Here is a 12,290-nt window from a genome sequence, read left to right as displayed (position 1 = left end):
TCGGCGTGCGCAACACAACCGCGATCTGCCGCGCCGCCAGGACCGCGACGACCAACCACAGCACGGCACACACCGCCCCCAGCCGGCCCACCGTCAGACCCGCTCCGGCAGAACCGCCCCCTCTGCTCTGCTCCCTCGCCACGCGCTGCCGTCCCTCCGAGCCGTCCACGTCCGGCACCGTCCCCGTCGCAGGACACGGGTAACCCCCTCTTCACACGGAGTCACCTCTGTTTTGTCCGGGATGACCATAGTGCGCGCGAGGTTGCCCGCCCTCGCAGGCCACGACGTCGATGACGGATGCACATCACGTGCGGGGTCGTGACAGGTCACTGACACACACCTGGAAGCATGGCCGCAGGCACGGGCGTACGGCGGGGGGAGCACGGGGGATGAACGGTTGTGTACGAGGGCGCGGACGACTTCTGGTCGTCGTGCTCGCTCTGCTGGGCTTCCAGCTGGCATCGCTCGTGGCACCGGCGTACGCCTGCGGTTGCGGCGCGATGGTGCCGGACGGCCGGCGGAACGTGTACGTGAACCGCGAGACGTCCGTGGTGCGCTGGGACGGCCGCGAGGAGCAGATCGTCATGAGTCTGACGGTCTCGGGCGACGCCCGCACGGCCGCCTGGATCATGCCGGTGCCGAACCGTGCGACGGTGAAGCTCGGTGACGCGGCCGTCTTCGAGCGGCTCGCCGCGGAGACCGCACCCCGGTACGAGCGGCGGGAGTACTTCTGGCCACGCTCGGAGGACTGGCCGTTCGACCTGTTCGAGAGCGACGGTGCGGCGGGGGACGCCGCGCCCCGGAGTCCGGGGGCCCCGGTGGACGTCGTGGGCCGCGAACGGCTCGGCCCGTTCGACGTGGCCCGGCTGACCGCCACCGACTCCGGTGCCCTCGGCGACTGGCTCGACGAGAACGGCTACACGCTCCCGGACCGCCTGGACACGGCACTGGAGCCGTACGTGCGGCGGGAGTGGGAGTACGTGGCGGTCCGCCTGGCGCCGGAGGACACCGCCGCCGGTCTGCCGCTCACCGGCACCCTCGACCCGCTGCATCTCTCCTTCGCCGCCGACGCGCCGGTCTACCCGATGCGCCTGTCCCGCCTGGCCACCACCCCGCAGGCCCTCGACCTGTACGTTCTCGCCGAGCACCGGATGGAGCCCGGCTCCTCGATCGGCGGGGACGAGCCGTCGGTGACGTTCGCCGGGCGCCTCGCGGGGCGGGCGGGCCCGCTCGCCGGTCTCACCGGGGGCGGTACGGACTTCCTCACCGCCGTCGAGCAGGACTTCCCGCGGCCGGAGCTGATCTCCGGCGACCACACGCTGCGGCGGGCAGCGACTGACGACACCTACAGAAAGGTCATCCACGTGGACGAGATGTGGACCGTGTGGGGCATCCCCGGCTGGCTGCTGTCGTTCGGCATCGGCATCGCCGTGCTGGCGATCAAGGGGGTGGCCGTGGCGATCGTGCTCAGGCGCAACGCGAAGCGGCAGCTGCCGCCCGTGCCGCCGCCGGGGGCGTTCCTGCCGCCGGGGGCGTACCCGCCGCAGTCGGGCGCGTACCCGGCGCCGGGCCCGTTCCCGTCCCCGGGCGCTCCGATGCCGCCGGGCGCCCACCCGCAGGCCCCCGCGGCCCCGGCCGACCCGAAGTCCGGGTCGATCGACTGAAACACGCCCCGGGAACCGCTGACAGGGAGCCCGCCCCGCGCCTATATTCTTTAGCGCACCTACTTAGTCGATCTAAGTAACTGCCCTGACGAAAGGCGCGGGAGGCACAGCTTCATGAGCGAGTCGCGGACCTGGGACGACGTCGACGCCTACTTCACCACCCACCTCGCCCCGAACGACGAGGCCCTGGAGGCGGCACTGCGCGACAACGAGGCGGCCGGACTCCCGGCCATCGACGTCGCCGCCAACCAGGGCAAGTTCCTTCATCTTCTCGCCCTGATCCAGGGCGCCCGCCGCATCCTGGAGATCGGCACCCTCGGCGGCTACAGCACCATCTGGCTGGCCCGCGCACTGCCCGCCGACGGCAGGCTGGTCTCCCTGGAGTACAGCGCCCGGCACGCGGAGGTCGCCTGCCGCAACATCTCGCGCGCCGGGCTGGACGGCATCGTCGAGGTACGGGTCGGACCCGCCCTGGAGTCGCTGCCCAAGCTGACGGACGAGAACCCCGAGCCGTTCGACCTGGTCTTCATCGACGCGGACAAGGCCAACAACCCGCACTACGTGGAGTGGGCCCTCCGGCTCACCCGGGCCGGCAGCGTCGTCGTCGTCGACAACGTCGTACGCGGCGGCCGGGTCGCCGACGCCGGCAGCACCGAGCCGGACGTCCGCGGCACCCGGGCCGCCATCGAACTCATCGCCGCGCACCCGAGGCTGAGCGGCACGGCGATCCAGACGGTGGGCACCAAGGGGTACGACGGGTTCGCGCTGGCCCGGGTGCTGGACTGATGTCGCCCGGGTCCCCGTCAGGCCTCGTGGTAGAAGCCCACGTTGACGCTGCGGGGGCCCGTGCGGTCGTAGATGACGAGTTCACCGGAGGCGCCGTGCGGGAGCTTCGCGGTGCCGCCGTACGGCAGCGGTGAGGGCTGGTGGCCGAGCAGGGTCAGCCGCACCTCGGAGGAGGGGTCGGCGTGCGAGCCCCGCAGCCAGGTGACCTGCCAGCTCCCGTCGGGGGCGCACAGGAACTCCAGATGCACGCGGGAGACGAAGAGCCAGTCGTCCGGTGTCGCGAGCCGGCACACCGCCCGATCGCGGCCCACCCGGAGCACGCCGCCCGGCTCGCTGGGCGCGTCAGCCATCTGCATGCCGGCCGTCGCCCCGGCGTCCGCCTCGGAGACCGAGGCCATGGTGAGTTCGAGCACGTACCGCTCCTAACGGGTCAAACTCCAATTGTCGCTGCGCACGGCACGTTTGGCACGCCGCCGCCGCATGATAAATCGCCGGATCGTCCTGCTGTGCGGGCTCCGGCACAATGGACGCATGACCGAGCGAAAGCCACCCGGTGTCAGCTTCGAGTCCTTCGTCGACAAGCAGATCCGTGACGCGGAGGCGCGCGGCGACTTCTCGTCGCTCCCCGGCGCGGGCCGGCCCCTGCGGGACGACGACACGATCTATGACGAACTCTGGTGGATCAAGCGGAAGATGGCCCGCGAGGGCCTCTCCGTCCTGCCCCCGACCCTGGCCCTGCGCAAGGAGGCGGAGGACGCCCTCGCGACCGCCGCCGAGGCTCCGTCCGAACACGCCGTCCGCAAGATCATCACCGAGATCAACGCCAAGATCCGCGACATGATGTTCAAACCCCCACCGGGACCGCCGCTCGGCCTGAAGCCGTACGACGTGGAAGAGGTCGTACGGGAGTGGCGGGAGGGCCGAGAGCGGCGGGAGAGGCCGGGAGCCACGCGAGGGGCCTGACCCGGCCGGTGCCCGTCACCCGGGTTCCGGCCCCGCGCACGCACCCCGCGCACGCAGGAGGCCGCGCCCCGGTGCACGAACCGGGGCGCGGCCTCGTCTGTGACTGTCCGCGGTGCTACAGCCGCAGCAGCCGTTCGGTCAGCTCGCGGTAGTCGCGCAGGGCGAGCCGGAGCTGTTCGGTGTCGGTGGACCCGCGGTCGCCGGCGGAGGTCTCCCAGGACGTGCGCAGGGTCCGGCGGCGCCGGGTCACCGCGTCGGTGAAGCGGGCGGTGACCTCTTCGAGGACCTGGTCTGCCTCCTCGACGGCGGAGCGGGGTTCGTCGACGAATCCGCCGACCGCGTGCTGCAGCCGCGTCGCCAGCTTGTCGTTCTCGTCGTGCGGCAGGAGGGAGGACCCGGCGGCGTGGGAGCCGCCCGGAGCGGCGCCCCTGTCACGGTCCCCGCTCCTGTCACGGTCCTCGCCGCGGCCCCGGCCGGGCTCGTCGTCGACGCCCATCGTCCTGCCGACGCGGCCGTCGGTACCGCCCGTCGTGGTGTCGTGGCCCGCGACGAGCGGAGCCCCGGTGCCCGTACCGGCCGCCGAGCCGGTGGCGTCCGCCGCCCGCGTGCCCGGCGTGATCCTGTTCTCCCTGACGCCGTCACGCCCCGGGTCCGTGCCCCGGGTCTCGCGCACACCGCGCTCCCGGATGCCGTCGCTCCTGTTCACGTCGTCCGTCATCGTCCTCAACTCCCCTTCGCGTGGCGCCTGGTGAGCGCCCATGGCAGATGGGACCGGTGGTGGCCGTCGGTGGCCGCACCGTCGCGCCCGTCGTCGCGCACCGTGCCGTCACGGCGTGCCGGTTCCTGTCGCCCGGCGGTGTCGTGACGGTCCGCACGGTCCGCGCGCGCGTCCCGGCGGCCCGGTGTCACCAGGTCCTCGAACAGGGCGCGGGCCTCGACCATGGCCTCGCGCATCTCCTCGGTGCCGGGTCCGGCACCGTCCGTGATGCCGTCGCGGCCCTGTGCGGAGTGCGCCGCGAGGTGCACCCGGCGGTAGCCGTGGACATGGTGGGCGTGGTGGACGGAGAGCGCCTCCACCTGGGTCTCGTAGTGGCCGCCGTCCGGGAAGCCGCGGGCCGCGGCGACCTCGGCGAGCAGCCGGTCCGCCTCGGCGACCGCCTCACGGGGCGAGTCGACGAAGCGCTCCTGGGCAGCCGCCCAGCGGGACTCGTAGCGCTCGCGCTCCGCGCCCGCCAGCGGCCGCTTCTCCATCGAGCCGTGCCGCTTCACCCGCTCCGTGAGTTCCCGGGCGGCGGCCCGCTCGTCGCCGTCATGGCGAGTCACGGCCCGCTCGTACTCCGGTCCGAAACGCCGCTTCAGGGATCCGCCGCCGCCCGCACCCGCGCGGGCGCGCAGGGCCAGGACGGCCGCCGCGACGACCACGACCGCCACGATCACGATCAAAGCGATGATCAAGCCTGTGGACATGAATGCCTTCCAGAGTCCTCGGCCCGGGCGTCTCGCCCCGTCGGGCCGTTTCGCACCGGGTTGCCCGAACCCGTTCGTTCAAACGGCAAGCGCGCGGGAGCGGACGACGGCGTAAATCATTTGCGGACCACCCGCCCCCGCTCCCGACAATGACCGCCATGACCCGCACGACCCCCACATCCCCCACGCGCCCCGGCAGGGACGCGAACCGCCCGGCCGCCGGCTGGTCCGTGGACGAGGAGCCCTACGACTCCCCCGTCGCCGCCGCGCTCTGGCGGGCCTACTACACCGAGGTCAGCGACCGCTGGTACCTGCTGCACGAGGGGCACGCCACCGACCCGGACGAGCTGGAGCGGGAGGTCGCGGCGGACACCGGGGAGTATCTGGCGCCGCCGCACGGCGTCCTGCTGGTGGCGCGGTACGGGGGCGAGCCCGCGGGGACGGCGGGGGTGCGGCTGACGGACGCCGCGACGGCCGAGCTGAAGCGGGTGTTCCTGCTGCCGGAGGCGCGGGGCAGGGGCGGTGCCGCGCTCCTGGTGACGGCGGCCGAGGACGCGGCCCGCACGCTCGGCGCCGAGCGGATCGTCCTCGACACCCGTGGCGACCTGGTCGAGGCCCGCGCGCTGTACGCCCGGCTGGGTTACGAGGAGAGCGCCCCGCACAACGACCACCCGTACGCGGAGCACTGGTTCACGAAGAGACTGACGGGCCCATGAGGAGACCGACCGGCTGACGAACGGGCCGACGGGCCCACGGACGGGCCGCCCGGCTCACCGAGGGGCCGACCGGCTCACGAGGAGACCGACGTGGACGAGGGAGCCTCCGGGGGCGTGGGTGGTGTGGGCGGCGCACCGGCGGTCGTTCCGCCCGGCAGCCGTCGCGTGATCGCCCCGTCGTCGTGCGGGCGCTCCGCGTCCGAGCCGCACAGTTCGGAGTTGAGTTCCCCGACCAGACGGATGAGGTCGGTGGGACGGTCGGGCCCCCACCAGTCGCCGAGGAGTTCCGCGAGGGAGTCCTCACGGGCCTTGGCGAGCCGGTCGGCGGCCTCGTGTCCGGCGTCGGTGAGGACGAGGTCGATGCCGTCGCGCCGGGCGAGGCCGCTCTCCTCGGCCTGCCGGGTGGCGGCCATGATCACATCGAGCGGGACGGTGCTGCGTTCCGCGAGCACGGCCGGCTCGGCCCAGCCGTACCGCCGGATCCGCAGCAACAGCCAGCTCGTGGCGGGCAGCAGGTCGTAGCCGGCCCGTGCGGTGATCTTCCGGTAGACCTCGCGTCGGCCCTCGCGCGACCCGAGCACCGACAGCGCCCGGCACACCTCGTCGTACGACGACCGCTCGACCGGGTTGCTGGCGAGCGTCTCCGTGGCGTCGGGCGCCGTCACGGAGGCCCGCAGCCGGTCCTCGCGCAGGAACCAGGCGAGGACGAAGCCGAGCAGGGCGACGGGGGCCGCGTAGACGAAGACGTCGGTGATGGCGGAGGCGTACGCGTCCAGGACGGAGGGACGCAGCGAGGCCGGGAGCCGGGCGATCTCGCGCGGGTCCGCCTGCAGCCCGTCCACGCTCACACCGGACGGGAGCGCGGATCCTTCGAGCGCGCCGGTGAGCTTGTCGCCGAGGTGCCCCGCGAACACCGTGCCGAAGACGGCGACGCCGAACGAGGCGCCGATGGACCGGAAGAAGGTCGCGCCGGAGGTGGCGACGCCGAGATCCTCGTAAGGGACGGCGTTCTGCACGACCAGGACGAGGACCTGCATCACGAGCCCGAGTCCGAGCCCGAAGACCAAGAGGTACGCGCTCATCTCACCGGTGCCGGTCTCCGCGTCGAGCTGGTGCAGGAGCAGCAGGCCGAGCGTGGTGACGGCCGTCCCTGCGACGGGGAAGACCTTCCAGCGGCCCGTGCGGCTGACGATCTGTCCGGAGACCGTCGAGGACAGCAGCAGCCCGAACACCATCGGCAGCATGTGCACACCCGACATGGTCGGTGACACACCCTTCACGACCTGGAGGAAGGTCGGAAGGTAGGTCATCGCGCCGAACATCGCGAAGCCGACGACGAAGCTGATCACGGCGGAGAGGGTGAAGGTGCGGACGCGGAACAGCTTGAGGGGCAGGACGGGTTCGGCGGCCCGCCGCTCGACGGCCACGAAGACCACGGCCAGCAGGACGGCCAGCACGGAGAGGCCGATGACCTGCGCCGAGTCCCAGTCCCAGGTGGTGCCGCCGAGGGAGGCGACCAGGACCAGACAGGTGGCCACGGAGGCGATGAGGAAGGTGCCGAGGTAGTCGATGACATGCCGTTCGGCGCGGCGCGGGATGTGCAGCACGGCGGCGATCACCAGCAACGCCACCACTCCGACGGGCAGGTTGACGTAGAAGACCCAACGCCAGCTCAGATGCTCGGTGAACAGCCCTCCCAGCAGCGGCCCGAGCACACTGGTCGCACCGAAGACCGCGCCGAACAGGCCCTGATAGCGCCCGCGTTCGCGTGGTGGCACCAGATCGCCGACGATCGCCATCGACAGCACCATCAACCCGCCGCCGCCGAGGCCCTGCAGGGCCCGGAACCCGATCAACTGCGGCATGTCCTGCGCCGCACCGCACAGCGCCGACCCGATGAGAAAAATCACGATCGCCGTCTGGAAGAGCCGCTTGCGGCCGAACTGGTCACCGAGTTTGCCCCACAGCGGTGTCGCCGCCGTCGCGGCCAGCATGTACGCCGTGACCACCCACGAGAGGTGCTCGAGGCCGCCCAGATCGCTCACGATCGTCGGCAGTGCCGTCGACACGATCGTCTGGTCCAGCGCCGCCAGCAGCATGCCCAGCAGAAGGGCCCCGATCGAGACCATCACCCCGCCGGACACCCCTTCGTTGACGGGAACGCCCTGGCCACGAGGGCCGGACGGGGGTGTGCGCCCCGCGATGCCGTCCCTGCCGCCGGCGTCGTCGGCGGCGCTCGCGGCACCGGCACGTGCGCCGGTGGCGGCGTGCGCGGGCTCGTCGCCACCGTCGGCCGGGGCGTGGCTGGTGTCGTCGGTCATGCAGACCTCCCGTGGGGCCGAGGGTCTCCCGCCGCGTCCCCGTACGACGTCCTCGGGTTTCCTCTTCCTCCCTGTCCATTCCATCGTGGTCGGTGTGACCGGTTATGGCCTGTCGAGCCGTTCCGGAACCCTTGATTCCCCGGGCTTCCGGGAGATTCCGTGTCGGCCATTTGCTTAAACTCTGGAGACTTCACGGGGAGGAACGACACGTGAGTGAACCGACCAGTCACATATGCCCGGAATGCTCCACCCCCCGGGCCTCGGACGGCACACCGTCCTGCGCGTGCGGCCGACGCGCGTCCGAGGCCCTGCTCGAAACCCGTACGGCCGAGGCGGCGGCCGCGGAGGACTTCGACCCCCTCCGGATTCGCCCGTACGTGGAACTGGGCGACGAGCACGGGAAACACGACGGACCGCGCGCCACGACGGACCGCGGACCGGCCTCCGACCGGGCCGCCACGGTCGCCATGCCGATGACCACGACGGCGACCGGGGCGACAGTGGCGACAGCCGCGACCGGGCCGGACCCGATGGGCGGACGGACGTCCGGACGGCGGGGCAGGGGGACGCCCGGCACCGGATTCGGCGCGTGGGGTACGCCGCCCTCGCCGGACACGGCACCGCTCTCCACGGACCGCACATCGCCGGAGACCTCGGCAGGGCGCCCCGGGCGCCGACGCCGCCGCCGTGCGGGGCTCGTCGTCGTGCTGGCCGGCACCGCCGCCGCGGGGGTGATGGCCGCCTCCGGGTTCGCGAGCGGTCTGTTCTCTTACAGCGCCCCGGAGCGGGACCGCGCGCTGCCGGACGACCTGCGGGCGAGCGCGCCGGACGCGTCGCCGGACGGGGAGGCATCGCCGGCCGGACCGTCCGGGGAGGGCGGGGGCGGGGCACCCGCTCCGGCGCCGCCGGGCGGTGGCGCGGGCGCGGCGACCGCGAGCCCCTCACGGAGCCTGTCCCCTTCACCGTCGCCGTCGAAGCCGTCCGACTCACCGTCGCCGTCGGTCTCGGCCGAGCCGACGCGGAGCGACGCGCCCAGCGCCGGTGCGTCCACGGGCTCGTCGGCCACCGGCTCGGACGGGGCGAAGGACAGCCGCATGACCGCCCCCAAGACGCTCCGCCCCGGCGACGACGACCCCGAGGTCACCGAACTCCAGCTGAGACTGCGCCAGTTGGGTCTCTACACCGGTGACATCGACGACAACTACGACAGCCAGGTCGAGCAGGCCGTCCTCGTCTACCAGAGCAGCCGCGGCATCACGAAGGACCAGGACGAGCCGGGCGTCTACGGCCTGGTCACCCGGGAACGGCTGGAGTCCGAGACCAAGGAGCCGTGACCGACCGGGGGCGAGCGCGGCCGGGGCGCCGAGCACGGCCGACGTGGGCGGCCGACGTGGGCGGCCGACGTGGGCGGCCGGGGTCGGTCGGCGCGCGGCCGCCCCGGGTGATGCAGGATGAGGCCATGAGTATCGTCAAGATCAACGTCCTCACGGTCCCGGCCGAGCAGCGCGAGGTGCTGGAGAAGCGGTTCGCCTCCCGCGCCGGGGTGGTCGAGAGCTCCGACGGCTTCGAGTGGTTCGAACTGCTGCGCCCCGTCGACGGCACCGACAACTACCTCGTCTACACCCGCTGGCGCGACGAGGACGCCTTCCAGGCATGGATGGACGGCCCCATGAAGCAGGCCCACCAGGGCGGAGGCGACCGCCCCCGGCCGGCCGCCTCCGACTCGACCGTCTGGTCGTTCGAGGTCGTCCAGCAGACGGGGCCGAAGACCGGGTCCTAGACCGCCCTGAGGGCCGGGTCCTGACGGCACACCGCCCGGCACCGCCGGCCCTCCCCTTTTCGCCCTCCGTCGCCCCCTCCGACGGCCGCGCGAGCGCCGTCGGGCGGGGGCGTTTCCGTCCCGCCAAGTACCCACCTTTTTGTGGGTACTTGGCGGGCGGCGGCCGTCAGGCGACCCTTGTGGGGAAGGAGCGGCCGAGGGGTCGCACGGCAGGAACCAGGGGACGGAAGGCGCACCCGATGACGGCGATCACGGCGACGGCGACAACTGCGGCGACGATGTCGCTGACGCGAGGCTTCACGATGCCGTGAGGATTCACGATGCCGGACGGCACACCGGCTCGTCCTCGACCCCGGTGAGGGTCTCCAGGCGCCGGTGTCCCCAGTCCGACAGGGGCCCCAGCGCCGCGGAGAGTTCACGGCCGAACGGGGTCAGGGAGTACACGGTCTTCAACGGCAGCACGTCGTGCACCTCCCGGTGCACGAGCCCGTCGGCCTCCATCTCCCGGAGTGCCTGAGTCAGCACCTTCTCGCTGAGGCCCGGCAGCATCCGGCGCAGCTCACCCGGGCGGTGCGGGCCGGACTCCATCCTCCAGAGCAGCGACGTCTTCCACTTGCCCTCGATCACGGCGATCGCGGCGGTCACCCCGCAGACATGCGGGTCCTGGGCACGCTTGCGCGACATTCTCATTCCCCCTCGCCCGTTCCCGGCGAATCGACAACCAGCCTATTTTCCACAGGAGTCACCGAGTCATGCCCGCACACACCGCAGAGCCCACCAGCAGCGCCACCGGTACACACACCCCCGCCCCCACCGTCACCGTACTCGGCCTCGGTCCGATGGGCCGTGCCCTCGCCGGCGCGTTCCTGGACGCCGGGGTGCGGACCACGGTCTGGAACCGTACGCCGGGCCGGGACGGGGAGTTGGCCGCGCGCGGCGCGCGCGGCGCGGGGTCGGCCGAGGAGGCGGTGGCCGCGAGCGCGCTGACCGTCGTCTGTGTCGTGAACTACGACGCCTCGGACGCGATCCTGCGCGACCCGGCGGTCACCCGGGCGCTCAAGGGCCGCACCGTCGTCAACCTGACGGCCGACACCCCGGAGCGTGCCCGCTCCACCGCCGACTGGGCGGCCGAGCACGGCGTCGCCTACCTGGACGGCGCGATCATGACGCCGACGCCGACCATCGGCACCCCGGACGGTGTGTTCCTCTACAGCGGACCGGAGGACCTCTACCGGGCGCACCGGCCCGTGCTGGACACGCTGAGCGGCGCCCACACCCACCTGGGCGAGGAGATCGGCCGGGCGGCGACGTACGACATCGCGCTGCTCGACCTCTTCTGGACCTCGATCGCGGGCTACACCCACGCCCTGGCGCTGGCCCGGGCGGAGGGGGTGGGCGCGCGGGAGCTGACCCCGTTCGCCCAGGGGATCGCCGCGATCCTGCCCGCGCTCTTCGAGGCGGGTGCGGAGGAGGTCGACAGCGGCCGGCACTCCGGCGAGGGCAATCCGCTCACCTCGGCGGTGTCGACCATGGCGCACGTCGTCCAGGTCTCCGAGTCCCACGGCATCGACGCGAGCGTCATGCGGTCGGCCGAGGGCTTCGCCCGCCGGGCGATAGCCCGAGGCCACGGCACGGACGGCTTCACCCGGCTGACGGACGTCCTCGACCGCCCCGGGGGCGACCGGTAGCGCCTGTCCGAGCCGTCGTCCCACCGGCCGGGGGGGCGTAGCTCCCCTCCGGTCCGGGGGACGGCACAGGCTCCTCCCCGGCCTGGGGGGCGAGGGCGGCCAGGGCTCCTCCCGGCCCCCCCGGGGGACAGCCGGGGGCTCCTCACCCGTCAGCCGCGCACGTGCAGCCGGACCGTCCCGTCCGTCGTCGCCTCGACCCGTACCGCGGTGAGGTCGGGGACCACCACGTCCGGGCCGTGGGACCGTGCGCGCTCCCCGATGCCGACGACCCGCATTCCCGCGGCGCGCCCCGCCGCGATGCCGGCCTCGGAGTCCTCGAAGACGACGCAGTCCTCGGGGGCGACGCCCAGTTCGGCGGCTCCCTTCAGGAAGCCCTCGGGGTCGGGCTTGCTCGCGCCCACCGACTCGGCGGTGACGCGCAGTTCGGGCAGCGCCAGGCCGGCCGCGGCCATCCGCGCGGTGGACAGCGGGACGTCCGCCGAGGTCACGAGGGCGTGCGGCACGCCGCCGTCGACGAGGGCAGCGAGGAACTCCTGCGCGCCGGGTATCGGGACGACGCCGTCGACGTCGGCGGTCTCCTCGGCCAGCATCCGCGCGTTGTCCGCGTGGTTCTCCGCCATGGGCCGGCCGGGCAGGAGGACGGCCATGGTGGCGTATCCCTGGCGGCCGTGCACCACCCGCATGATCTCGGAGCCGTCCAGTCCGTGCCGCTCGGCCCAGCGCCGCCAGACGCGTTCGACGGCGGCGTCGGAGTTGACGAGGGTGCCGTCCATGTCCAGCAGGAGGGCGCGGGCGGTCAGAACGGTGGTGGCCGTCATCAGCAAGCTCCAAAGCGCGGGGAGAGCGAAAGAACGGGGCCGCGGACGGTCGGGCCCGGCGAGGCGGCCCGCAGGGACAAGGCGGCC

The 12,290-nt window shown here is 73.0% G+C and carries 13 protein-coding genes; 7 read left to right on the top strand and 6 right to left on the bottom strand.

Going from position 1 to position 12,290, the window contains the following annotated elements; genetic code table 11:
- Window positions 1-389: 389 nt before the first annotated feature.
- Both ACZ6BB_RS32490 and ACZ6BB_RS32485 read left to right on the top strand, forming a co-directional pair.
- A complete protein-coding gene (locus ACZ6BB_RS32490; protein ID WP_471618686.1) occupies window positions 390-1,664 on the top strand; it encodes a DUF2330 domain-containing protein in 1,275 nt (424 codons plus the stop codon).
- A 114-nt stretch (window positions 1,665-1,778) separates the two neighbouring features.
- Window positions 1,779-2,450, top strand: coding sequence for an O-methyltransferase (locus ACZ6BB_RS32485; RefSeq protein WP_471618685.1), 672 nt, complete (start codon window positions 1,779-1,781; stop codon window positions 2,448-2,450).
- 17 nt (window positions 2,451-2,467) lie between these two features.
- On the opposite strand, the gene ACZ6BB_RS32480 is transcribed toward ACZ6BB_RS32485, so the two are convergent.
- The gene (locus ACZ6BB_RS32480) at window positions 2,468-2,863 is read right to left on the bottom strand and encodes an FHA domain-containing protein (RefSeq protein ID WP_013004086.1); all 396 of its coding nucleotides are present in this window, start codon (window positions 2,861-2,863) and stop codon (window positions 2,468-2,470) included.
- Between the two features lie 118 nt (window positions 2,864-2,981).
- Between ACZ6BB_RS32480 and ACZ6BB_RS32475 the strand changes: the two genes are divergently transcribed.
- Complete coding sequence (locus tag ACZ6BB_RS32475; RefSeq protein ID WP_471618684.1) at window positions 2,982-3,413, top strand: DnaJ family domain-containing protein; 432 nt, start codon at window positions 2,982-2,984, stop codon at window positions 3,411-3,413.
- Window positions 3,414-3,528: 115 nt separating this feature from the next.
- Here ACZ6BB_RS32475 and ACZ6BB_RS32470 read toward each other — a convergent pair whose 3' ends face one another.
- On the bottom strand, window positions 3,529-4,131 hold the full coding sequence (locus tag ACZ6BB_RS32470; protein WP_471618683.1) for a hypothetical protein: 603 nt from the start codon (window positions 4,129-4,131) through the stop codon (window positions 3,529-3,531).
- Between the two features lie 5 nt (window positions 4,132-4,136).
- Complete coding sequence (locus tag ACZ6BB_RS32465) at window positions 4,137-4,880, bottom strand: hypothetical protein (RefSeq protein WP_471618682.1); 744 nt, start codon at window positions 4,878-4,880, stop codon at window positions 4,137-4,139.
- A gap of 158 nt (window positions 4,881-5,038) precedes the next feature.
- On the opposite strand from ACZ6BB_RS32465, the gene ACZ6BB_RS32460 reads away from it, so the two are divergent.
- Window positions 5,039-5,596: a GNAT family N-acetyltransferase gene (locus tag ACZ6BB_RS32460; RefSeq protein WP_471618681.1), complete on the top strand. Its 558-nt coding sequence runs from the start codon at window positions 5,039-5,041 to the stop codon at window positions 5,594-5,596.
- Between the two features lie 74 nt (window positions 5,597-5,670).
- On the opposite strand, the gene ACZ6BB_RS32455 is transcribed toward ACZ6BB_RS32460, so the two are convergent.
- On the bottom strand, window positions 5,671-7,917 hold the full coding sequence (locus tag ACZ6BB_RS32455) for an MDR family MFS transporter (protein ID WP_471618680.1): 2,247 nt from the start codon (window positions 7,915-7,917) through the stop codon (window positions 5,671-5,673).
- Between the two features lie 209 nt (window positions 7,918-8,126).
- Here ACZ6BB_RS32455 and ACZ6BB_RS32450 point away from each other — a divergent pair, with 209 nt between their 5' ends.
- Window positions 8,127-9,251, top strand: a complete 1,125-nt coding sequence (locus tag ACZ6BB_RS32450) for a peptidoglycan-binding domain-containing protein (RefSeq protein WP_471618679.1) — start codon at window positions 8,127-8,129, stop codon at window positions 9,249-9,251.
- A 125-nt stretch (window positions 9,252-9,376) separates the two neighbouring features.
- Window positions 9,377-9,697 (top strand): antibiotic biosynthesis monooxygenase family protein, encoded by a 321-nt coding sequence (locus ACZ6BB_RS32445; protein ID WP_471618678.1) that lies wholly within the window; start codon window positions 9,377-9,379, stop codon window positions 9,695-9,697.
- A 315-nt stretch (window positions 9,698-10,012) separates the two neighbouring features.
- Here ACZ6BB_RS32445 and ACZ6BB_RS32440 read toward each other — a convergent pair whose 3' ends face one another.
- A complete protein-coding gene (locus ACZ6BB_RS32440; protein WP_471618677.1) occupies window positions 10,013-10,381 on the bottom strand; it encodes a winged helix-turn-helix transcriptional regulator in 369 nt (122 codons plus the stop codon).
- 68 nt (window positions 10,382-10,449) lie between these two features.
- Here ACZ6BB_RS32440 and ACZ6BB_RS32435 point away from each other — a divergent pair, with 68 nt between their 5' ends.
- Entirely contained in the window at window positions 10,450-11,385 is a 936-nt protein-coding gene (locus ACZ6BB_RS32435; protein ID WP_471618676.1) for an NAD(P)-dependent oxidoreductase, read from the top strand.
- A gap of 149 nt (window positions 11,386-11,534) precedes the next feature.
- Here ACZ6BB_RS32435 and ACZ6BB_RS32430 read toward each other — a convergent pair whose 3' ends face one another.
- Window positions 11,535-12,203 (bottom strand): HAD-IA family hydrolase, encoded by a 669-nt coding sequence (locus ACZ6BB_RS32430; protein WP_471618675.1) that lies wholly within the window; start codon window positions 12,201-12,203, stop codon window positions 11,535-11,537.
- Window positions 12,204-12,290 lie beyond the last annotated feature (87 nt).

The sequence above is a fragment of the Streptomyces sp. NPDC041108 genome (assembly GCF_055592645.1).
The sequence above is the reverse complement of the archived record's forward strand: the minus strand, read 5'-3'. Positions and strand labels throughout refer to the sequence as shown.

Excerpts from the sequence above, each read along its gene's own strand:
- ACZ6BB_RS32490 (WP_471618686.1), top strand. The coding sequence starts at position 390 with ATGAACGGTTGTGTACGAGGGCGCGGACGACTTCTGGTCGTCGTGCTC.
- ACZ6BB_RS32485 (WP_471618685.1), top strand. The coding sequence starts at position 1,779 with ATGAGCGAGTCGCGGACCTGGGACGACGTCGACGCCTACTTCACCACC.
- ACZ6BB_RS32475 (WP_471618684.1), top strand. The coding sequence starts at position 2,982 with ATGACCGAGCGAAAGCCACCCGGTGTCAGCTTCGAGTCCTTCGTCGAC.
- ACZ6BB_RS32470 (WP_471618683.1), bottom strand. The coding sequence starts at position 4,131 with ATGACGGACGACGTGAACAGGAGCGACGGCATCCGGGAGCGCGGTGTG.
- ACZ6BB_RS32465 (WP_471618682.1), bottom strand. The coding sequence starts at position 4,880 with ATGTCCACAGGCTTGATCATCGCTTTGATCGTGATCGTGGCGGTCGTG.
- ACZ6BB_RS32460 (WP_471618681.1), top strand. The coding sequence starts at position 5,039 with ATGACCCGCACGACCCCCACATCCCCCACGCGCCCCGGCAGGGACGCG.
- ACZ6BB_RS32455 (WP_471618680.1), bottom strand. The coding sequence starts at position 7,917 with ATGACCGACGACACCAGCCACGCCCCGGCCGACGGTGGCGACGAGCCC.
- ACZ6BB_RS32445 (WP_471618678.1), top strand. The coding sequence starts at position 9,377 with ATGAGTATCGTCAAGATCAACGTCCTCACGGTCCCGGCCGAGCAGCGC.
- ACZ6BB_RS32440 (WP_471618677.1), bottom strand. The coding sequence starts at position 10,381 with ATGTCGCGCAAGCGTGCCCAGGACCCGCATGTCTGCGGGGTGACCGCC.
- ACZ6BB_RS32435 (WP_471618676.1), top strand. The coding sequence starts at position 10,450 with ATGCCCGCACACACCGCAGAGCCCACCAGCAGCGCCACCGGTACACAC.
- ACZ6BB_RS32430 (WP_471618675.1), bottom strand. The coding sequence starts at position 12,203 with ATGACGGCCACCACCGTTCTGACCGCCCGCGCCCTCCTGCTGGACATG.